The sequence below is a fragment of the Inquilinus sp. OTU3971 genome, from assembly GCF_038440215.1.
In genome coordinates this window covers 25,426-47,034 of sequence record NZ_JASATH010000041.1, presented here as the reverse complement: position 1 = coordinate 47,034, position 21,609 = coordinate 25,426, and the positions used below count along the sequence as shown (strand labels likewise).

Annotated in this window: 18 protein-coding genes; 1 reads left to right on the top strand and 17 read right to left on the bottom strand. The window is 68.5% G+C overall.

Annotated elements, in window-relative coordinates:
* Positions 1–598 precede the first annotated feature (598 nt).
* The 8 genes from AAHM41_RS13055 to AAHM41_RS13020 are packed head-to-tail and all read right to left on the bottom strand — an operon-like array spanning position 599 to position 12,476.
* Complete coding sequence (locus AAHM41_RS13055) at positions 599–1,795, bottom strand: NnrS family protein (protein ID WP_342236976.1); 1,197 nt, start codon at positions 1,793–1,795, stop codon at positions 599–601.
* Complete coding sequence (locus tag AAHM41_RS13050) at positions 1,792–2,121, bottom strand: hypothetical protein (protein ID WP_342236975.1); 330 nt, start codon at positions 2,119–2,121, stop codon at positions 1,792–1,794. Before AAHM41_RS13050 ends, AAHM41_RS13055 begins: the two co-directional genes overlap by 4 nt.
* 9 nt (positions 2,122–2,130) lie before the next feature.
* Positions 2,131–3,006, bottom strand: coding sequence for a peptidylprolyl isomerase (locus AAHM41_RS13045; protein ID WP_342236974.1), 876 nt, complete (start codon positions 3,004–3,006; stop codon positions 2,131–2,133).
* A 5-nt stretch (positions 3,007–3,011) separates the two neighbouring features.
* On the bottom strand, positions 3,012–3,791 hold the full coding sequence (narI, locus tag AAHM41_RS13040) for a respiratory nitrate reductase subunit gamma (RefSeq protein ID WP_342236973.1): 780 nt from the start codon (positions 3,789–3,791) through the stop codon (positions 3,012–3,014).
* A gap of 11 nt (positions 3,792–3,802) precedes the next feature.
* Entirely contained in the window at positions 3,803–4,507 is a 705-nt protein-coding gene (narJ, locus tag AAHM41_RS13035) for a nitrate reductase molybdenum cofactor assembly chaperone (protein ID WP_342236972.1), read from the bottom strand.
* Positions 4,507–6,033 carry a nitrate reductase subunit beta gene (gene narH / locus AAHM41_RS13030; RefSeq protein WP_342236971.1) on the bottom strand — a complete coding sequence of 509 codons (1,527 nt, stop codon included), beginning with the start codon at positions 6,031–6,033 and terminating at the stop codon, positions 4,507–4,509. Before narH ends, narJ begins: the two co-directional genes overlap by 1 nt.
* Positions 6,030–9,761 carry a nitrate reductase subunit alpha gene (locus tag AAHM41_RS13025; RefSeq protein ID WP_342236970.1) on the bottom strand — a complete coding sequence of 1,244 codons (3,732 nt, stop codon included), beginning with the start codon at positions 9,759–9,761 and terminating at the stop codon, positions 6,030–6,032. The genes narH and AAHM41_RS13025 overlap by 4 nt, the downstream gene beginning before the upstream one ends.
* Before the next feature lie 15 nt (positions 9,762–9,776).
* Positions 9,777–12,476 (bottom strand): nitrate/nitrite transporter, encoded by a 2,700-nt coding sequence (locus AAHM41_RS13020; protein ID WP_342236969.1) that lies wholly within the window; start codon positions 12,474–12,476, stop codon positions 9,777–9,779.
* 288 nt (positions 12,477–12,764) lie between these two features.
* Between AAHM41_RS13020 and AAHM41_RS13015 the strand changes: the two genes are divergently transcribed.
* Complete coding sequence (locus tag AAHM41_RS13015) at positions 12,765–13,484, top strand: cyclic nucleotide-binding domain-containing protein (protein WP_342236968.1); 720 nt, start codon at positions 12,765–12,767, stop codon at positions 13,482–13,484.
* 53 nt (positions 13,485–13,537) lie between these two features.
* Here AAHM41_RS13015 and ccoS read toward each other — a convergent pair whose 3' ends face one another.
* From ccoS to AAHM41_RS12970, 9 genes are read right to left on the bottom strand one after another with little or no spacing between them, the layout of a single operon-like run.
* Positions 13,538–13,708: a cbb3-type cytochrome oxidase assembly protein CcoS gene (ccoS, locus tag AAHM41_RS13010; RefSeq protein ID WP_342236967.1), complete on the bottom strand. Its 171-nt coding sequence runs from the start codon at positions 13,706–13,708 to the stop codon at positions 13,538–13,540.
* Positions 13,705–16,077 (bottom strand): heavy metal translocating P-type ATPase, encoded by a 2,373-nt coding sequence (locus AAHM41_RS13005; protein ID WP_446719447.1) that lies wholly within the window; start codon positions 16,075–16,077, stop codon positions 13,705–13,707. The genes ccoS and AAHM41_RS13005 overlap by 4 nt, the downstream gene beginning before the upstream one ends.
* Positions 16,078–16,084: 7 nt before the next feature.
* Positions 16,085–16,570, bottom strand: a complete 486-nt coding sequence (locus tag AAHM41_RS13000; protein WP_342236966.1) for a FixH family protein — start codon at positions 16,568–16,570, stop codon at positions 16,085–16,087.
* A complete protein-coding gene (ccoG, locus tag AAHM41_RS12995) occupies positions 16,567–18,015 on the bottom strand; it encodes a cytochrome c oxidase accessory protein CcoG (protein WP_342236965.1) in 1,449 nt (482 codons plus the stop codon). The genes AAHM41_RS13000 and ccoG overlap by 4 nt, the downstream gene beginning before the upstream one ends.
* The gene (gene ccoP / locus AAHM41_RS12990) at positions 18,012–18,881 is read right to left on the bottom strand and encodes a cytochrome-c oxidase, cbb3-type subunit III (RefSeq protein ID WP_342236964.1); all 870 of its coding nucleotides are present in this window, start codon (positions 18,879–18,881) and stop codon (positions 18,012–18,014) included. Before ccoP ends, ccoG begins: the two co-directional genes overlap by 4 nt.
* A 2-nt stretch (positions 18,882–18,883) precedes the next feature.
* Complete coding sequence (locus AAHM41_RS12985) at positions 18,884–19,054, bottom strand: cbb3-type cytochrome oxidase subunit 3 (protein WP_342236963.1); 171 nt, start codon at positions 19,052–19,054, stop codon at positions 18,884–18,886.
* A gap of 9 nt (positions 19,055–19,063) precedes the next feature.
* Positions 19,064–19,786: a cytochrome-c oxidase, cbb3-type subunit II gene (gene ccoO / locus AAHM41_RS12980; protein WP_342236962.1), complete on the bottom strand. Its 723-nt coding sequence runs from the start codon at positions 19,784–19,786 to the stop codon at positions 19,064–19,066.
* A gap of 3 nt (positions 19,787–19,789) precedes the next feature.
* Positions 19,790–21,265, bottom strand: coding sequence for a cytochrome-c oxidase, cbb3-type subunit I (ccoN, locus tag AAHM41_RS12975; RefSeq protein ID WP_342236961.1), 1,476 nt, complete (start codon positions 21,263–21,265; stop codon positions 19,790–19,792).
* Positions 21,259–21,483: a hypothetical protein gene (locus AAHM41_RS12970; RefSeq protein ID WP_342236960.1), complete on the bottom strand. Its 225-nt coding sequence runs from the start codon at positions 21,481–21,483 to the stop codon at positions 21,259–21,261. Before AAHM41_RS12970 ends, ccoN begins: the two co-directional genes overlap by 7 nt.
* Positions 21,484–21,609: the final 126 nt, after the last annotated feature.

Sequence of the window (21,609 nt, the reverse complement as noted above, 5' to 3'; positions counted from 1 at the left end):
TTTGAGGCGGCGTGAACAAGGGCTCTTTTGAATTCGGCCGTTGAGGCTCAAGAGCGTTCCAGCTACCAGCCGGCGCCGCCTCCGCTGCACATCCTCGCCGCGCGAGACTGGGACAGTCGTGCTGAGGAATTGGTCGATCATCCGCCAGTGTGCTCAGACGTACGGTGAGGACCACGCCTCGCACGACGCCCTTCCCTGCTCGCCAAAGGCGTCGGCAACGGAGCCCCAACGCGTGATAGCTGTCATGGTCGAGCGTTGGGATCAGCGCCTCAGAGCAGGCTCGGTTGCATTCGTGAATGGTCCGCAGAACGCAGGAAGCCCGCCTTCTCGGGGTGAGACTTCGGATCAATGTCGAGGGGGTATAACGAAGATGGCGGGGACGCGCCGCCAACGACGCTCACGCATTCTGGCGCACGGCGATCGGAAAGGACTGGCCCCGGCCGAATCCGAAGGCTCTTCGATCGCCTGCGGCTGAAATCCCGGCCGGATCATGCCCGGATCCAAGCCGCTGGCCGCGACAGGCCCGAGCCGGTCGATGCTCGAGCCCCAGCCTTTCAAGGTGCGGCGCGCCGGCCTCCTGACTTTGTCGGAAGGGACCTCATGGAGCGGAACGACGGGGCCACTCCAAAAGCATCGGTCCGTATGCGGCGACAAACCCGCCAAACGCGGCGATCCACGCGGCCCCCGCGATCGACATCAAGGGTAGCGCCGCTCCGGGCAGGAAGATCATGGCGCCACGCGCGGCGGCTGCCACGGCCACAGCCGAGTAGAGGAGCTGCGTCAAGCCCGACGCCCTGAGTGCCCGTCCGGTGTGGCCAAGCGAGGCACGGGTCATGATGGCAAGGGTCATGGTGCCAATCGCCCCGACCGCCCAGACATGGATACCGGCCGCGGATGGGACGAGGTCCGGCCATAGAGAGCCCGCTCCCGCGAACACGAAGCCGAGGACCGCAAAGAGAAACCCTGCATGGAGCACGAGCACCAGCCGATCCGATCGGGTGCTCCAGCCGCGCCAGCGAGACAGCCGCCAGGCGTTGCCGGCGGCCGCGAGCAGGAGGGTGGCCCCGGCCACCCCCTGCCCCGGGTCCACGACCCACAGGCCGAGTGCTGTGGCCGACAGCGCCATCACCGCGCCGTCCGCCCGCCCGAACGGCGCCGGCAGGGCCTCCTCTCCTCTCTTCGCGAGCCAGTTGCTGGTGAAGCTGGGAACGACGCGCCCGCCGATCAGGAGGATCATGAAGACGATCAGGGCGAGGCCGACGCGGGTGGAGACCACGGCCGCGCCGGCCGTGGCGGCCTCGACATGGAAGGCCGCGTTTGCACCGGCGAGTCCGAGCAACAGGGCCACCACCTTCAGGTTCCGCCGGTTCCGGCCAGCGACCACCTCGCGGACTGCGACAGCGGCGAAGACGGCAAGGAACGCGACATCGATCACGGCCGCCGCTCGCCAGCCGATCATCGCGGAGGCCAGAACGGCGATCCGCCCGGCGGCCCACAGCGCCGCCAGGGCGGCGAGCGGCCAGCCCGCAACCGGGAGACGACCAGTCCAGTTCGGAATTGCGGTCAGGAGGAAGCCGGCCACAACCGCGGAACCGTAGCCATAGATCATCTCATGGGCATGCCAGCTCACCGGGGCAAGGGCCGTGGGGATCTCGATCTCTCCGACATAGAACGGCATCCAGAGGGCGATGCCGATGGCGGCCCAGGCTGCGGCGCCGAGGAAGAATGGACGGAAGCCGCAGCTCAACAGGACCGGACCCCGCCATGTCCGCCTTGCTTTGGCTGAGCGGATCATGGGGCATGCGCTCCGTGAGCTTGGCCGACCCCGGTCCGCAGCGCCCATGCCCCGGCCTCCGGCAGCGCCTTCGACAGGATGGCGCGGAGCGTCGCGAGGCCGGGATCCGCTGCCCGGTTCATGATCCCGACGAGTTGCACCCAGTGGTCGTCCGAGGCGGTGTCGAGGAAGCCGCGCACGGTTGCCGCCACGATCTCGGCCGGCGCGCGGCCCGAAGCGGCAGCCGCCGCCGCCACCCGCGCGGCCAGGGACGGATCGTCAAGGGCCGCGACGAGCCCGGAGGCGACGGCTGGATCATCGAGAGACGCGATCAGGGCGCCCAGCATGGCGGCCTCCTACTGGACCAGGGGAGATGCGGCGGCGGCGAGGCCGATGCCGCGGATGTCGGCCCGGCCTACCAGCAGCGCCACGTATTGCGCCTGCGCCTGTTGGCGGACGCGGTCGGTGAGATAGGCGGCGATCCTGTCCCGAACGACCTCGAAGGGAAGCTGCCGTCCGTCGATCCGCCGGTTCAGCCGGATGAGGTGGATCCCGTATCGTGTCTCGACCGGATCGGAGATCTCGCCCGGCTCGAGGCGTGCGAGCGCCTCCTCGAAGGGCGGAGTGGTGTCCCCGGGGCCGATCTGGCCGAGGCTGCCGTCGAGGGCGGCGGATGGGCAGTCGGAATTCTCCCGCGCAAGGGCGGCGAAGCGCTCCGGCACCACGGCGAGGACGGCGACAAGGGCGGCCGCTTTCCCGCGGGCGGCGGCGATGCCCAGGGCATCGTCACGGCGCGCGGCGATGAGGATGTGATCCGCCTCGTAAAGCGTGGGTGAAATGAACCTCTTCCGATGGGTCTCGTAGACACGGCGGAGAGCTTGCTCGTCCGGCTCGGGCGTCCGGATCTCGCGCTCGATGAGGGCGCGCACCAGCGCATCCTCCCCGGTTTCCAGGCGGCCGGTCTCGTCCCGCCGCTGTTCGACCGGGATCTCCAGCCGCCACGCCTCCTGGAGGAGCAGCTCGCGGATGGCGAGCGCCTGGGCCGCCGCCTCCCAGCTCCCGCGAGGATCGGGGCCCGGGAAGTTCTGCACCTCGGCGGCGATGGCTTTTCGAGAGATGGCGACGCCGTTGACGGTCACCGTCGGCATCGGTGCCAACTTTGCCAGGGACGGCGTCGGCATCGGTCCGTCGGCACCGGCCACCAAGGAGTGATCGCGGATCGGTGTCTGCATCGGAGTCACTCCGCGGGCCTGCGGACGGCGGGGGCCGGCAGCGGCCGCGCAGGCACCGGTCGATATCCGGCCGGCGTCGCCGCGTCGCGGGGGCGTCGCGCGAAGCGGGTTCGAACCACCTGGTAGCCGGGCCGGCCGAGATACCAGACGGGCGCGCTCCAGACATGGACGAGCCGCGTGAACGGGAACACGAGGAAGATGGTCATCCCGAGCAGCAGATGCGCCTTGAAGACCGGGTGCACGTCCGCGACGAAGGCGGCCGCCGCCGGCTGTAGCGTCAGGATGCCCTGGGCCCAGTTCATGAGCTTCACCATCTCGTGACCGTCCATATGGCCGAGCGAGATGAAGATGGTGGACAGGCCGAGCGTCAGCTGGGCCCACAGGATCAGCAGGATCGCCGTGTCGCCGAAGCTCGAGGTGGCCCTAATGCGCGGATCGAAGAGGCGGCGATGGGCGAGCAGCGTGATGCCGGCAAAACAGGCGATGCCCGCGACGCCGCCGACGACGATCGCGAGGCCCTGCTTGAAGGAGTGGCTGACCCCGAGCGCGTCGAACACCGAGATCGGAGTCAGCAGGCCCACCGTGTGGCCGGCGAAGATCACGAGGATGCCCACATGGAAGAGGTTCGATCCCAGCCGCAGCTGCCGGCGGCGCAGCAGCTGCGAGGAGCCGGACTTCCAGGTGTACTGCTCCCGGTCGAAACGGAGCAGGCTGCCGACCAGGAAGACTGTGAGGCAGAGATAGGGATACCAGCCGAACAGCGCGGCGTTGATCGTAGCGGACATCGTCTCCTCCTTCACGCCGTGGTCGCACGCATGTCGCGCTGGGCCGCGCGCAGGCGGGTGCCGAGCCGTTCCGCCGGGCAGCCGTCCGAGGCGCCCGGTCCGAAGGTGACCGCCGCCTCCTCCCACGCCGCATCGAGCGCGGCGAGGTCATTGGTTCCGGCCGGATCCGGACTCTTGTCGTCGATGGCAGTGGCCGGCCCGGAGGCGATGGACAAAAGCGCCGAGAACACCGCCGCATACGGCGTCTCGCGCTTTTCGAGACGCTCTCTAAGCGCGGCGAGGATATGGCCCGTGTCCCCGAGCAAAGCCCGCGCCTCGTCGAGCGGCCGTGTCGCCAGGTATTCGAGGAACAGCGGCAGGTGGTCCGGCAACTCGTTCGTCGCCGGGGCCAGTCCGCCCTTCTCGTAGAGCGCGGCGAGGTCGACCAAGGCCTGGCCCCGATCCCGGCTTTCGCCGTGGACATGCTCGAACAGGTGCAGCGACAGCTTGCGCGTCCGGTCGAAGAGGCCGACGTACCGCTCCTGCAGGTCGTAGAGGTCGGCCGTTTCGAGCTCGGCCAGCAGCGCCGCGAGGCCGGCGCCGGCCTCGGCGGCCACCACCCCCTCCGAGGCGATCGCCGCACCAATTTCGGGTGCTGCCGCGGCCAGCTCCGCCGTCGGATAGGCCAGCAGGACCGAGAGGGCCTTGAACGTCTTGGTCGCAACCGGGCCGGCCATCACGCGATCTCCATCGGGTTGGAGGCCTTCTTCGTCCGTCTGGCGCCGAACAGGTCGACCTCCGACGTGCCGCCGGAGCAGCCGTTGCCGAAGGAGAAGCCGCAGGAGCCGCGCAGGTCATATGCGTCCTCGCTCCATTCGCGATGCGCCGTGGGGATGACGAAGCGATCCTCGTAATTGGCGATCGCCATCACCTGGTACATCTCCTCGATGGCCGCCCCGGTGAGGCCGACCCGGGCGGCGATGCGCTCGTCCAGACGACCGTCGACCGTCTTCGCCCGCATGTAGCCGCGCATCGCGAGCATCCGCTCCAGCGCCAGGGCCACGGGCTCCTCGTCGCCGGCGGTCAGCAGGTTGGCGAGGTAGCGGAGCGGGATGCGCAGCGAGCGGACATCCGGCATCTCGCCGTCGGCGCCGATCTTCCCGGCCGCGGCGGCCGACTGGATCGGCGACAGTGGCGGCACGTACCAGACCATCGGCAGGGTGCGGTATTCGGGGTGGAGCGGGAAGGCGATCTTCCACTCCATCGCCATCTTCCAGACCGGCGAGCGCTTCGCGGCCTCGAGCCAGGCCTCCGGCACGCCGTCGGCGCGGGCCTGGGCGATCACCGCCGGGTTGTTCGGGTCGAGGAACAGCTCAAGCTGCGCCTTGTAGAGGTCCTTCTCGTCCGGCGCGCTGGCCGCCGCCTCGATCCGGTCGGCGTCATAGAGCACCACGCCGAGATAGCGGATGCGCCCGACGCAGGTCTCCGAGCACACGGTCGGTTGGCCGGCCTCGATGCGGGGGAAGCAGAAGATGCACTTCTCCGACTTTCCCGAAGACCAGTTGTAATAGATCTTCTTGTAGGGGCAGCCGGAGACGCACATGCGCCAGCCGCGGCACTTGTCCTGGTCGATCAGGACGATGCCGTCCTCCTCGCGCTTGTAGATCGCGCCCGACGGACAGACGGCGACGCAGGCCGGGTTGAGGCAGTGCTCGCACAGCCGCGGCAGGTACATCATGAAGGTGTTCTCGAACTGGCCGTAGATCTCTTTCTCGACGCCTTCGAAGTTCACGTCCTTCGAGCGCTTCTCGAACTCGCCGCCGAGGATCTCCTCCCAGTTCGGCCCCCACACGATCTTCTCCATGCGTTCGCCGGTGATGGCCGAGCGCGGGCGCGCGGTCGGGAAGGCCTTCGATTCCTTCACCGTGTGCAGGTGCTCGTAGTCGAAGGTGAATGGCTCGTAGTAGTCGTCGATCTCCGGCAGGTCCGGATTGGCGAAGATGTTGGCGAGGATCCGCCATTTGGCGCCCATCTTCGGCTCGATCCGGCCATCACGCCGACGCCGCCACCCGCCGTTCCACTTCTCCTGGTTTTCCCATTCCCGGGGGTAACCGACGCCCGGCTTGGTCTCCACGTTGTTGAACCAGGCGTATTCGACGCCTTCGCGATTGGTCCACACGTTCTTGCAGGTGACCGAACAGGTGTGGCAGCCGATGCACTTGTCGAGGTTCAGCACCATCGCGATCTGGGCACGGATCTTCATTCTGCGGCCTCCGTCGTCAGCGCGTCTTCGAGCCAGTCCACCTTCGCCATCTTGCGCAGGACGACGAATTCGTCGCGGTTGGAGCCCACGGTGCCGTAGTAGTTGAAGCCGTAGGACTGCTGGGCGTAGCCGCCGATCATGTGAGTGGGTTTGAGGACCGTGCGGGTCACCGAGTTGTGGATACCGCCGCGGTTGCCGGTGAGCTCCGAGCCCGGCGTGTTCACGATCTTTTCCTGGGCGTGATACATCAGCATCATGCCGTCTTTGACGCGCTGGGAGACAACCGCACGGGCGGTGAGCGCGCCGTTGACGTTGAAGACCTCCACCCAGTCGTTGTCGACGATGCCGGCGGTGGCGGCGTCGTGCTCGGAGATCCACACCACAGGGCCGCCGCGGTTGAGCGTCAGCATCAGCAGGTTGTCGCTGTAGGTCGAGTGGATGCCCCACTTCTGGTGCGGCGTGATGAAGTTGAGGACGATCTCGCGGTTCCCGTTCGGGCGCCGGTCCTTGACCGAGCGGATCGTCTTCAGGTCGATGGGCGGCTTCCAGGTGACGAGGCCTTCGCCGAAAGCCCGCATCCAGAGATGGTCCTGGTAGAGCTGCTGCCGGCCGGTCAGCGTCCGCCAGGGGATCAGCTCGTGCACATTGGTGTAGCCGGCGCTGTAGCAGACCGACTCGCTCTCGATGCCCGACCAGGTCGGCGAGGAGATGATCTTGCGCGGCTGGGCCTGGATGTCCCGGAACCGGATCTTCTCGTCCTCCTTCGGCAGCGCGAGATGGGCATGTTCCCGGCCGGTCGCCTTCGACAGGGCGCCCCACGCCTTGACCGCCACCTCGCCATTGGTCTCCGGCGCCAGCATCAGGATCACCTCGGCGGCATCGATATCGGTCTCGATCCGCGGCAGGCCCTCGGCCGGCCCGGCCGCATGCGCGCCGTTCAGGGCGGCCAGCGCGTCGACCTCGTGCCCTGTCTTCCAGCCGATGCCCTTGCCGCCATTGCCCAGCGTCGTCATCAGCGGGCCGAGCGCGGTAAAGCGGGCATAGAGGTTGGGATAGTCGCGTTCGACCACGGCGACCGCGGGCATCGTCCGGCCCGGGATCGCCTCGGCCTCTCCGAGCTTCCAGTCCTTCACGTCGAAGGCCTGGGCGATCTCGCCCGGCGTGTCGTGCTGGATCGGGGTCAGCACCACATCCGTCTCGACGCCCAGCACCTCCGGCGCCACCTCGGAGAAGGTCCGGGCGAGGCCCTTGTAGATCTCCCAGTCGGAGCGCGCCTCCCAGGCCGGGTCCACCGCCGCCGACAGCGGATGGATGAAGGGATGCATGTCCGAGGTGTTGAGGTCGTTCTTCTCGTACCAGGTGGCCGTCGGCAGCACGATGTCCGAGTAGACGCAGGTGGTGGACATTCTAAAGTCCAGCGTCACCAGCAGGTCCAGCTTCCCTTCCGGCGCCGTCTCGTGCCAGGCGACCTCGCGGTTGCGCACGGCGCCCTCCGGCCCCAGGTCCTTGCCCATCACGCCGTGACGGGTGCCGAGCAGGTGCTTCAGGAAGTACTCGTGCCCCTTGCCGGACGAGCCGAGGATGTTGGAGCGCCACACGAACATGTTGCGCGGCCAGTTGGCCGGGTTGTCCGGATCATGGCAGGCGAGCTCCAGCTCGCCGGACGACAGCGCCTGGGCGACGTAGTCCTTCGGCTCCAGCCCCACGGCGGCGGCCCTGGCGGCGATCGTCAGCGGGTTCTGCTTGAGCTGGGGCGCCGACGGCAGCCAGCCCATGCGCTCCGCCCGCACGTTGTAGTCGATGAAGCTCGTGTTCCAGTCCCCGTCCGGAGCGGTGGGCGACAGGATCTCGGCCGCCGTCAGCGTCTCGTACCGCCACTGGTCGGTGTGCGCGTAGAAGAACGAGGTCGAATTCATCTGCCGGGGCGGCCGGGACCAGTCGAGCGCGAAGGCCAGCGGCGTCCAGCCGGTCTGCGGCCTCAGCTTCTCCTGCCCGACATAGTGCGACCAGCCGCCGCCCGACTGCCCGACGGCACCGCAGAACACCAGGAGGTTGATCACCCCCCGGTAGCTCATGTCCATGTGGTACCAATGGTTGATGCCGGCGCCGATGATGATCATCGACCGGCCGTTGGTCTTCTCGGCATTGGCCGCGAATTCGCGGGCGACGGTGGCGATGGCGTCGCGCTTCACCCCGGTGATCCGTTCCGCCCAGGCGGGCGTGAAGGGGATGTCCTCGTCATAGCTTCGCGCGACGTTGCCGCCGCCGAAGCCGCGGTCGAGCCCGTAATTGGCCATCATCAGGTCGTAGACGGTCGCGACCGTCACCTGCCCGCCATCGGCCGTCGCCAGCGTCCGGACCGGCACGGTGCGGGTCAGGATCTCGCCGTGCTGCGTCGCCACGAAATGCTCGGTGGCGCGGCCGCCGAAATACGGGAAGTCCACCGCCGCGATCTCGGCGTCAGCGCCGGCCAGCGTGAGCGTCAGACGGATGTCGTGGCCCTGCCCGTCCTTCTCCTCGAGGTTCCACCGCCCCTCCTCGCCCCAGCGGTAGCCAATGGAACCGAGCGGGGCGACGGGGGCGCCGGTCCTCTCGTCGATCGCGACCGTCTTCCAGTCCGGATTGTTGCTCTCGCCGAGGGCGCCCTCGAGCTCCGAGGCGCGCAGCAGCCGCTCTGGCACAAAGCGGCCGTCCCGTTCCGCCAGGCGCACCAGATAGGGCATGTCGGTGAACCGGCGGAGATAGTCGTCGAAATACGGCACCGGCCGGTCGAGATGGAACTCGCGCAGGATCACATGGCCCATGGCGAGCGCCAGGGCCGCGTCGGTGCCCTGCTTGGGATTGAGCCAGATGTCGGCGAACTTGGTCGCCTCGGCGTAGTCCGGGCTGACGACCGCGCTCTTCGTGCCCTTGTAGCGGACCTCGGTGTAGAAATGCGCGTCCGGGGTCCGCGTCTGCGGCACGTTGGAGCCCCAGACGATGATGAAGCCGGCATTGTACCAGTCGGCGCTCTCCGGCACGTCGGTCTGCTCGCCCCAGGTCTGTGGGCTGGCCGGGGGCAGGTCGCAGTACCAGTCATAGAATGACATGCAGACGCCGCCCAGCAGCGAGAGATAGCGAGACCCGGCGGCGTAGGAGACCATGGACATGGCCGGGATCGGCGAGAAGCCGATGATCCGGTCGGGCCCGTACCGCTTCGCCGTGTAGGCGTTGGCCGCGGCGATGATCTCGTTGACCTCGTCCCAGGTCGCGCGGACGAAGCCGCCATGCCCGCGGATCGAGGTGTAGGATTGCCGCCTGCCGGCGTCCTCGACGATCGACGCCCACGCCGCCACGGGCGGCTTCGTGGCCCGGGCCTGCCGCCAGAGCTTCAGCAGGCGGCCGCGGATCATCGGGTATTTCAGCCGGGCGCCGGAATAGAGATACCAGCTGTAGGACGCGCCGCGGGCGCAGCCCCGGGGCTCATGGTTGGGCAGGTCCGGCCGCGTCCGGGGATAGTCGGTCTGCTGCGTCTCCCAGGTGACGATCCCGCCCTTGACGTAGATCTTCCAGGAGCACGAGCCCGTGCAGTTCACGCCGTGGGTCGAGCGCACGATCTTGTCGTGCTGCCAGCGCTTGCGGTAGCCGTCCTCCCAGGACCGGTCCTCGCTGGTCACGATGCCGTGGCCGTCCGAGAACTCGCCCTCGGTCTTGCGGAAGAAGGTCAGCCGGTCGAGAAAATGCGACATTGCGTGCGCCCTTGATCACTCGGCCGCAGCCGGATGGGTGGTCGCGCCGCGGCGGGCGCGTTCGACGTCGTGGAGCAGGCCGCCCTTGCGGGCGTAGACCGCGTGGGTGACGGCGAGGCAGCTCACATAGAAGATCAGGAAGCCCCAGAGCGCCGCTTCCGGCCCGCCGGTCAGCGCGATCGAGGTGCCGTAGCTCTTCGGGATGAAGAAGGCGCCGAAGGCCGCGATCGCCGAGGTGAAGCCGGTGATCGCCGCGGCCTCCTTCTCGGCCTGCCGGCGGCGGGCCTCCGCGTCGGCCCCGGGCATCAGCCGGGCCATCTCCTTGCCCATGATCGCGGGGATCATCTGGAAGGTGGAGGCGTTGCCGACCCCGGTGGCGAAGAAGAGCAGCAGGAAGGCGGCAAAGAAACCCCAGAAGGCGCCGGCCTGGTCCTTGGCGCCGATGAACCACAGCACCCCGGCCACGCCCGCGATCATCAGGATGAAGGCCCAAAGGGTGACGCGGGCGCCGCCGTACCTGTCCGCGAGCCAGCCGGTGCCGGACCGGGAGAGCGCCCCGACCAGCGGCCCGATGAAGGCGAACTGAAGCGCGTTGACGTCCGGAAACAGGATCTTGGTCAGCAGCGGGAAGCCGGCGGAATAGCCGATGAAGGAGCCGAAGGTGCCGGTGTAGAGCCAGCACATGATCCAGTTGTGCCGGCGCCGGAAGATCACCGCCTGCTCGGCGAAGGACGCCCTGGCCGACGCGATGTCGTTCATGCCGAACCAGGAGGCGAAGGCGGACAAAGCGATGAACGGTAGGAAGATGAAGCCGGCATTCTGCAGCCAGAGCGGCGCCTCGCCGGCCGCGCCCGTGACCATGGCCGGGTCGCCGCCGAGCCAGCCGAAGATGCCGGCAGTGATCGCGAGCGGCACCACGAACTGGACGACGCTGACCCCGAGATTGCCGAGGCCGGCGTTGAGCGCGAGCGCGTTGCCCTTCTCCGCCTTCGGGAAGAAGAAGGAGATGTTGGCCATGGAGGAGGCGAAGTTGCCGCCGCCGAAGCCGCAGAGCAGCGCCAAGGCCAGCAGGACGATGTAGGGCGTTTCCGGGTTCTGCACGGCGTAGCCGATGCCGAGCGCCGGGATGACGAGCGACCAGGTGGTGAGCGTGGTCCACAGCCGCCCGCCGAAGATCGGCACCATGAAGGAGTAGAAGATCCTGAGCGTCGCGCCCGAGATGCCCGGCAGAGCCGCGAGCCAGAACAGCTGGTCGGTGGTGAAGGTGAAGCCGACGAGCGGCAGCTTGGCGACGACGACCGACCAGACCTGCCAGACGGCGAAGGAGAGGAGCAGCGCCGGGATCGAGAGCCACAGATTGCGGCGGGCGATGCGGCGTCCCCTGCCCTTCCAGAACTCCGGATCCTCAGGGCGCCAGTCCGTGAGCACCGCCCCGCTCGGCTGCGGGGCCGCGGCCGGCGCGGGCATGCCTTGCATCTCCGGGAACGGCGGCAGCTGGCCGAGTTCGCGGGCGGCCGCGGTCCGCTCCATCTGGCGGATCGCCAGATGCATCCAGACCAGCGCTGCGGCGACCAGCAGGAACAGCGCCATGAAGCAGCTCGTCCACAGGCCGGTCAGGTCGAGCAGGAGCCCGAACAGGATCGGCAGCACGAAGCCTCCGAGCCCGCCGATCATGCCGACGAGGCCGCCCACCGAGCCGATATGGTCAGGATAGTAGGCGGGGATGTGCTTGTAGACGGCCGCCTTGCCGAGCGCCATGAAGAAGCCGAGCACGAAGACGATGGCCGTGAAGGGGACGAGGCCCATCTCGAGGTGGAAGGCCATCGCCCCGGCGACGCCGTGGACCACATAGTCGGTCGGCGGATAGGAGAGGAGGAAGGTCGCGGCCACCGAGACCAGGAATGTCCAGTACAGCACCCGGCGGGCGCCGTAGACGTCGGACAGGTGGCCGCCATAGACGCGGAACAGGCTGGCCGGCACCGAGAAGAAGGCGGCGATCATGCCGGCCGCCCGGATGTCGAGGCCGTAGACGGCGACGAGATATTGCGGCAGCCACAGCGCCAGGGCGACGAAGGCGCCGAAGACGAAGAAGTAGTAGATCGAGAAGCGCCAGACCTGGATGTTCTTCAGCGGCTCGAGCTCGAGCCAGGCGCTCTTCGGCGTCGTCCCCGAACGCCGCCGCGCGACGACGACCGGGTCATCCTCGGTGGTGACCCAGAAGATGACGGCCATGACCGCGAGACCCGCGGCCCAAACCTGCGCAACCGTCTGCCAGCCATAGGCGACGAGCACGAAGGGGGCGAGGAACTTGGTGACGGCGGCACCGACATTGCCGGCGCCGAAGATGCCGAGCGCCAGCCCCTGCCGGCCCGGCGGATACCAGCGCGACACATAGGCGATGCCGACCGCAAAGGAGCCGCCGGCGATGCCGACGCCGAGCGCCGCGGCAAGCATCTCCGGATAGGTGGTGGCGTAGGACAGGAGGAAGGTCGTGACGGCCGCCGCCAACATGGTTGCGGTGAAGACGACGCGGCCGCCGTAGCGGTCGGCCCAGATCCCGAGCACGACCCGGATCAGCGAACCGGTCAGAATCGGCGTGCCGACCAAGAGGCCGAACTGGGTCTCGCTGAGGCTGAGCTCCTGGCGGATCCGGATGCCGATGATGGCGAAGATGGTCCAAGCCGCGAAGCACACTGTGAACGCGATGGTGCTCATCGCCAGTGACCGGTTTCGACCGCTCCGATCGATGTGCTGGAGATCGTCCATAAGGCCCCCTAGCCGCTGGCTTGGCGCCGCAGATTCGCGCCGCACCCGAAAATTGCTGTGCCGGCGGCCGAGGGGCTTTGATCTAGATCAGAGAAACGGATTCGAGGACATGACCTGCCGCCCTATATCCAGAGAAAGAAGAAAGATATTAAAAATATCGACTGAGAATTTGACAATTTTATACTTTATAATTGATATTTATCAAACCACCGAGCACCACCGCTTTCGGAGATCACCATGCGGCCCGACGACGTCTCCGGGATTCGCAACCTCCCCCTCTTCCGGGACATGCGGGACGAGACATTCACGCCCCTGGTCGAGAACGGGTTCGTACAGCAGTTTCCGCCGGGGCTCGTCCTCATCCAGGAGAGCGACCGGGCGGATTTCCTGCACATCGTCGTCGAGGGGGCCGTGGAGATGTTCGCGACCACGGCCGGGCGCGAGACCACACTCGATTTCGTCGGCCCCGTCGGGGTCTTCATCCTGGCGGCGGTGCTGAGCGATCAGGTCTATCTCCAATCGGCACGCACGCTGGAGAAGTCGCGCGTGCTGATGATACCGGCCGACAGGGTACGCCGGGCAATGACGTCCGATCCTGCGTTCATGCAGGCGATCGTGACCGAGCTCGCGCGGGCCTATCGAGGAACGATCCGGGATTTGAAAGACCAGAAGCTGCGCACCGGCACGGAACGGCTGGCCAACTGGCTTTTGCGCTCCGAGCGCCAGCAAGGCGACCGGGGCCGTGTCGATATCCACTTCGAGAAGCGGACGCTCGCCTCTCGCCTCGGCATGACGGCCGAGAATCTCTCGCGCGCCTTTGCCGCGCTTCGGGTCCAGGGTGTAGAGGTCAGGGGACCCCGCATCGAGATCGGCGATCGTGGGGCTCTCGCCCGCTTCGCCCAGCCGGATCCGCTGATCGATTCTCCGGAAGACGAGCTTTCGACCCGATCGCACTGAGAGGACATCCAATCGGCGGCAACGGATCACGCAACCTCGCCGCCGACCGGCGTTCACCGCCCCTCGGCGCCGTCTCCGCTGTCTGGCTCGCCATCGAACAGGATCCGCCGGGCCGCCCCATCGAGATCCTCGTACTGGCCCGAGCGCAGCGACCACAGGAACAATGCCAGGGCCCCGGAGCCCAGCACCAGGCTCCCGCCGATAAGATAGGCGAGGACGTTCATGCTCCCCTCCCCCGAGACAGCCGGAAGGCGTTGAGGATGACGATCAGCGAGGAGGAGGACATCGCCGCTGCGGCGACGGGCGGTGTCACCAGGCCGGCGACCGCAAGCGGCACGGCCAGCAGGTTGTAGACGAGTGCGAAGCCGATGTTCTGCCGCGCCAGCCGGCCGGCAGCTCGCGCCAGCTCCAGCGCCTCCACCACCGCGCCGAGGCGCCCGCCCTGGAACACGAGGTCGGCCGTGGTCTGGGCGATGTCCACGGCCTCGGCCGGCGACATCGATACCGTGGCCTCGGCCAGCGCCGGCGCGTCGTTGAGCCCGTCGCCGACCATCAGGACATGTCGGCCCGACGCACGCAGTGCGGCGAGCGCGGCGGCCTTGTCGGCCGGCGTCTGCCCACCCCGCCAGTCGGCGATGCCGAGCGCCGCGGCCACCGGGGCGACGCTAGCGGTCCGGTCGCCGGACAGCAGCAGGACCGACATGCCGGCGCTCTGCAGCGCCGTCACCGTTTCCACCGCATCGGGGCGCAGGACATCGGCGAAGGCGAAACGGACTGGCGCCCTGCCCGTTTCCGCGAACCAGAGCTCCGGCCCTTCCGCCGCATCCTCATCGACGCCGCAGAAAGCCCGGCTGCCGAGCCGGGCCGATGCGCCTTCCAGCCCCGCGCCCGGCACCTCCCGCACCTCGACCGGCGCGGCCGGCGGCGCCACCCGGACCAGGGCGCGGGCGAGCGGATGCCGGCTGGACAGGGCCAAAGCCGCGGCGCGGCGCAGCGTGTCTTGGTCATGCGCGGCGGCGTCGAGAAGCTGTGGTCGCCCTTCGGTCAGGGTACCTGTCTTGTCGAACACCACCGTGTCGACCGCCGCCAGGCGCTCCAGCGCCGTCGCCGATTTCAGCAGCGTTCCGCGGCGCAGCAGCCGGCCGCCGGCAATCACTTGCACCGCCGGCACCGCCAGCGCGAGTGCGCAGGGGCAGGTGATGATCAGCACCGCGACGGCATATCCCAGCGCCTGGGCCCAGCCGACTGTGCCCGACAGGTTCCAACCGAGGAAGGTGGCAAGCGCGGTCAGATGCACGACCGGGGCGTAGCGCCGGGCGACGCGGTCCGCCAGGGCGACGAAGCGAGATCTCTGGCCCTGTGCCGCCTCGATGAGCCGCGCAATCTCGGCCAGCAGCGTGCCCTCGCCGCTCGCCGTCGCCTCGATTGTCAGCGGCGCGTCGAGATTGATCGTGCCGGCGAAGACCGCTTCTCCCGGCATGATCGGGCGCGGCACCGTCTCTCCGGTGACGAGCGCGGTGTCGAGGCTGGAGCGGCCCTCCCGGACCACGCCGTCGACGCCGAGGCGCTCCCCCGCAGCAACCAGGATCCAATCGCCCGGCGCCACCCGGTGCGGCGCCGTGGCGATCGGGGTGCCGTCCGGCCCGATCACCCGGACGGAGGTGGCGCGCAGGGTCAGAAGTTGCTCGACCTCCGCCCGTGCCCGGCCGCGGGCGCGGTGGTCAAGGAAGCGGCCGATGAGCAGGAAGAACAGCAGCGTCGCCGCGGAATCGAAATAGGCATCGGGCTGCCCGGCCGCGGTCTGGTACAGGCTCATCGCCGTCGCCAGGGTCACGCCGATCGAGATCGGCACGTCCATGTTGGTGCGGCCATGGCCGAGCGCGGCCCAGGCAGAGCGGAAGAAGGGCCGGCCGGCATAGGCGATCGCCGGCAGGGCGATCAGCGCCGAGACCCAGTGCAGGAAATCGCGCGTCGCCGGACCCATGCCCTGGGCGTGGCCGATCCAGACCGCAACCGACAGCATCATGATGTTGGCGCTGGCGAAGCCGGCGACGGCGAGCGCCCGCAAGAGCGCCTTGCCCGTGCGGTCCTCGGCCTCGGCCAGCCGGGCCGGATCGAAGGGCACCAGGCGGTATCCCAGCCGCGCCACCAGCGACACCAGCCGCTCCGCCTCCGCCGCCCCGCCGGTCCATTCGAGATGCAGGCGACGGGTGCCCATGTTGATCCGCGCCGCGCGCACCTCCGACCGCCGCGCCAGGGCGGCCTCGATCAGCCAGATGCAGGCGCCGCAGCGCAGACCTTCGACCATCAGGTCGAGCGCTGCAGTGCCATCCGGCCCCGGACGCACGAAGGCGGCACAGTCGGCGGCCTCCTCGCTGTCACCGATTCTGCCCGGAGTCTCGACGGCATCGCGCTGGCGATAATAGGCGTCGAGCCCCAACTCGCGGATCAGCGCATGGGCGCCGGCGCAGCCGCTGCAGCAGTAGGGGCCGGCCGCCCCGTCGGGCATCGGCGCGCTACAATGGGCGCAGGCCGCCGTCACGGCGCTCCGTGGAGCAGGAGAGCCGGTGTGGAAGATCGCCGCCTGTGCCATCGCCGCCTCAGCGCAGGATCAGGCGGCGGTCGGTGTGCATCACCGCCTCGCCCCGTCGGATGGTCAGCCGCAGATCCCACAGCCCCGGCCGCAGCCCACCGGCCGCGAGCAGGACGCGCCCCTCCCGGATCGGTACCGGTTCGAGGGTGACCGCGTCGCCCTCGATCGGCCGCACCAGCCGGGCCTCGACCTCGCCGTCCGGGAGCGCAGCCTCCTTCCCGGTCAGGTGCAGGGCAAGCATCAGCGTCCGGTCCCGATAGTCCTGGCGCGCGATCGCGACGGTCCAGCCCAGCGCGGCCTCGCGATCGGCCTCGGCCAGCAGCGCGTTGTAGGCCAGGCCGCGCTCATAGGGCCGGTCATAGGCGAGGCCGACCCAGCTCTGGCGGGCGAAGTAGATCAGGCCCCCGTTCGCGCCCAGCATCACGAAGAAGCCGAGCACGAAGATCCAGGGAATCCAGCGGCCGCGTCGCGGCATCGTCGCTGAGGCGATCATCGCCCTTCCCTCCTTTCGGGACCGGAGAACTGGGTTTCGGCCGTGAGGCGGCCGCCGCCATCCTCGTCCTCCGCCCGGATCGAGATCGCCCGCGTCTCCTCCGGCACGGCGTCGCGCCGCAGCGTCAGGAACAGGCGGAACGCGGACTGACCCTCCGCCGGCACCACCAGCCCGTCGTCCGGGACCGGCAATCCGTCGGCGCCGAGAACGGCGATCCCGGCACCCGGCAGCCCGTCGACCGCAACCCGGAACCGGCGAGACTCATGGCCCTTGTTCAGCAGCTTCAGCGTGTAGCCGTTGCGGATCGATCCATCGGACAGGGTGACGTAGATCGGCGCCCGGTCGCGCAGCACCGCGATCTCCAGGCTCGACTTGGCGGCCAGGGCGTAGGCCATCGTCGTCGCCAGCGCGACCAGCACGCCGGCATAGATCGCGCTGCGCGCCCGGAGCAGGCGATGCCGAGGCGGACGCCCCTCCGCCCGCGCGCGCTGGTTGACCTCGGTGTCCCAGCCGATCAACTGCGGCGGCCGGCCGAGCTTGCCCATCACGTCGTCGCAGGCGTCGACGCAGAGGCCGCAGGAGATGCACTCCATCTGCAGCCCGTCGCGGATGTCGATCCCGGTCGGGCAGACATTGACGCAGGCGCGGCAATCGACGCAGTCGCCGCGCCCCTCCCAGCCGGTGCCGGCCTTGTGCTTGCCGCGCGGCTCGCCGCGCCAGGCGGCGTAGGTCACCGTCGTGGTGCCCTCGTCGAACATCGCCGACTGGAAGCGCGGCCAGGGGCACATATAGGTACACACCTGCTCCCGCGCCCAGCCGGCCAGGACGTAGGTGGTGAGCGTGAACAGGCCGAAGAAGAAATACACGGTCAAGGAGGCCGCGCCGGTGACCAGTTCCAGGGTCACCGTCGGGGCGTTCACGTAGTACATGATCCAGGCGCCACCGGTGGCGGCCGCAATCAGAAGCCAGACCGCGTGCTTGGCCGATTTGCGCCAGACCTTGGCCGCCGACCAGGGCTGACCGTCCAGCCGCATCCGGGCGTTGCGGTCGCCCTCGATCCAGCGCTCGACCAGCAGGAACAGGTCGGTCCAGACCGTCTGCGGGCAGGAGAAGCCGCACCACAGCCGGCCGAACAGGCTGGTGACCAGGAACAGCGCGACCGCCGCGAGGATCAGCAGGCCAGCCAGGAGATAGATCTCCTGCGGCCAGATCTCGATCCCGAACAGATAGGCGCGGCGCCCGGCCATGTCGATCAGCACCGCCTGGTCGGGCAGGCCTGCGCCGCGGTCCCAGCGCAGCCAAGGCACGAGGTAGTAGATCGCGAGGCACAGGATCAGCACCGCCCATTTGACGGTCCGGACCCGGCCCTTCACCGCCTTCGGGTAGACCTTGACCCGATCGGCGAAGAGCTTTGGCGCCGCCTCCGCCCCGTCATGCGAGGTCATTGCCCGCCGCCCAGCGAATGCACGTAGAGGGTGAGCATCTTGATCGCAGCGTCGTCCAGCCGGCCGCTCCAGCTCGGCATCACCCCCTGCCGCGGCTGGGCGATCTGGCGGATGATGTCGGCCCGGGTGTCGCCATAGAGCCAGACCTGGTCGTCGAGCCGGGGCGCCCCCATCTCCGGATTGCCTTGGCCGCGGTCGCCGTGGCAGGCGGCGCAATTCTGGGCGAACAGGTCTCCGCCCTTGGCCGCGCCCGGCGCTCCGCTGCCACGACCGGACAGGGTGAGCGCGTAATCCGCGACATCGCCGATCTCGGCCTGGCTCAGCATGCCGTCGACGCCGAAGCGCGGCATGTCGATGGCATGTGCCCGGGCATGGCCGGACCGGACGCCGTAGCTGATCGTCTGCTCGAGCTGGGCCAGCGAGCCGCCCCAGATCCAGTCGTCGTCGACGAGCGCCGGAAAGCCGGCCCGGCCCGCGCCGCCGGCCGCGTGGCAGGCGGAGCAGTTCTCGGCGAACAGCGCCTTGCCGCCGGTCAATGCGAAGGTCGCCAGCTCGGGATCAGCCTGGACCTGATCGAGCGGCAGCGACCGGATGCGGTCGACCATTGGCGCCCGGACGGCGGTGGCCGCGGCGACATCCCGCGCCAGCTCCTGCCTCTGGGAATAGTCCAGGACTCCCTTGAAGTAGGAGGTGCCGAGCGGCACCGAGGGGTAGAACACCATCCAGACCGCCGAGAACGCGATGGTGGCGTAGAGCACATAGAGCCACCAGCGCGGCAGCGGCGTGTTCAGCTCCTTGATGCCGTCCCACTCATGCCCGGTCGTCTCCTGGCCGGTGACGGCGTCCTTCTCGATCTTGGTCGGCATGGTCAGTTCCCTCCCTCGGCTCGGTCATCGGCGAAGGGGATGCGGGCATGCGCCTCCATTGCCGTCTTCCGGCCGGGCCGGTAGACCCGGAGCGCGATCGCGGCGAGGATGAGGATGACCAGGACGATCCAGCCGGAGCGGACCGTTTGGTAGAGGGCGACGAGGTCTTCCATGGCCGCCCCCTATTGCTGCAGGTCTTCCGGGGAAAGGTCGTTGAACTCGACCAGCGTCCCCAGCATCTGCAGATAGGCAACCAGCGCATCCATCTCGGTCAGCCGCTTCGGATGGCCGTCGAAATCGCCGGTCACGGCTTTCGGATAGCGGGCCCGTAGCGCGTCGGCGTCCGCCTCCGGATCGGCCTGGACCAGAAGGTCGGCCGCAGCCGCGGCGATCATCGCGTCGTCGTAGGGCACGCCGACGCTGCGGCTTGCCCTGAGATTGGCCGGCGCATCGAAGCGCAGCGGCTTTTCGGCGAGGAAGGCATAAGCCGGCATCACCGAGCCCGGCACCATCGCCTGCGGGTCGCGCAGATGGTCGACATGCCACTCGTTCGAGTACTTGCCGCCGACCCGCGCCAGATCCGGCCCGGTGCGCTTCGACCCCCATTGGAACGGATGGTCGTATTTGCTCTCGGCGGCGATGGAGTAGTGGCCGTAGCGCTCGACCTCGTCGCGGAAGGGTCGGATCTGCTGGCTGTGGCAAAGGTAGCAGCCCTCGCGGACATAGACGTCGCGGCCCGCGAGCTCGAGCGGCGAATATGGCCGTACGCCCTTTACGTCCTCGATCGTGGTCTCGATGGTGAACAGCGGCACGATCTCGACCAGCCCGCCGATGGCGACCGTGATCAGGGTCAGTATGAGAAGCAGCGGCGCGTTCTTCTCGATTGCCGCGTGGCGGATTGCCATGGCTCACGCCCTCGCCGACGCCGCGGGCTCGCCGCGGCGGACGGTCATCCAGAGGTTGAACACCATGATCAGGGCGCCGATGACGAACAGCAGGCCGCCGGTGGCGCGGATCAGATAGAAGGGATGCATGGCGTCGACGGTTTCGACGAAGGCGTAGCGGAGGAAGCCGAGCCCGTCGTAGTCGCGCCACATCAGCCCCTGCATGATACCCGACACCCACATCGCGGCGATGTAGAAGACGATGCCGAGCGTTGCGATCCAGAAGTGCCAGGAGACGAGGCGCAGCGACCACACGTCCTTCTTTCGCCACAACGTCGGGACGAGATAGTAGAGCGCGCCGAAGGTGATGAAGGCGTTCCAGCCGAGCGCCCCGGAGTGGACGTGGCCGATGGTCCAGTCGGTGTAGTGGCTGAGCGCATTGACCGCGCGGATCGACATCACCGGGCCTTCGAAGGTCGCCATGCCGTAGAAGGCGACGGCGGTGACCATGAAGCGCAGCACCGGGTCGGTGCGCAGCCGGTCCCAGGCGCCGGACAGGGTCATCATGCCGTTGATCATGCCGCCCCAGGACGGCATCCACAGCATGATCGAGAACACCATCCCCAGCGTCTGCGCCCAGTCCGGCAGCGCGGTGTAGTGCAGGTGGTGCGGGCCGGCCCAGATGTAGAGGAAGATCAGCGACCAGAAGTGGATGATCGACAGCCGGTAGGAATAGACCGGCCGCTCTGCCCGCTTCGGGATGTAGTAGTACATCATCGCCAGGAAGCCGGCAGTCAGGAAGAAGCCGACCGCGTTGTGGCCGTACCACCACTGCACCAGCGCGTCCTGGACCCCGGCGAAGAGCGAGTAGCTCTTGGCTCCGGTCAGGCTCACCGGCACCGCCAGGTTGTTGCCGATGTGCAGCATGGCGATGGTGGCGATGAAGGCCAGATAGAACCAGTTGGCAACGTAGATATGCGGCTCCTCCCGCCGTATCAGCGTGCCCAGGAAGATCGCCAGGTAGACGACCCAGACCAGCGTCAGCCAGAGGTCGAGGAACCACTCGGGTTCCGCGTACTCCTTGCTTTGGGAGTAGCCGAGCACGTAGCTCAGCGCCGCCATGACGATGAAGAACTGGTAGCCCCAGAACACGAAGTCGGCGAGCGCCCGGCCGCCCCAGAGAGGGGCACGGCAGGTGCGCTGGACGACGTGGAAGGAGGTGCCGATCAGGGCCGACCCGCCGAAGGCGAAGATCGCCGCCGAGGTGTGGACCGGCCGCAGCCGGCCGAAGGTGGTCCATTCGAGGCCGAGGTTCAACTGCGGGAAGGCGAGCTGCCAGGCGACGAAATCGCCGGCCAGGAAGGCGACGACGGCCCAGAAGGCGGTGGCGACGACGAATTTGCGGACGATCGCCTCGTTGTAGGCCACCGTCCGCGCGATCGGGATCGGCAGATCCGGCGCGGCGCGGTCGGCCGGACGGTCGAGAACGAGGCTCACCATCTGTCGGCCCCGTCGAGACGGGCGAGGAAGCGCTGCCGGTCCACCTCGTCCCAATGCGCCTTGACCAGGCCGGAGACGAAGATCAGAGCGAAACCGGCCAGGCCGAGGCCGAACAGGTCGATCATCGGATCGAGCGCACGCGATGCCATGGCGAGGCCGAGCAGCCCCAGTGCCGACATTCCGCTTCCGACGATCCAGCGCGCGGTCGCGTCGGTCATGATCCCCTTCCCCTCCGCGGTGGCGATGTCCCTCGGGTAGACCGGCGTCCGGCCGCCCGCCTTGATCTGGATCAAATCGCCCGGTGCCGCGCCGGGAAAGGATGGGCTGCCATCGTTCCGCGGAGA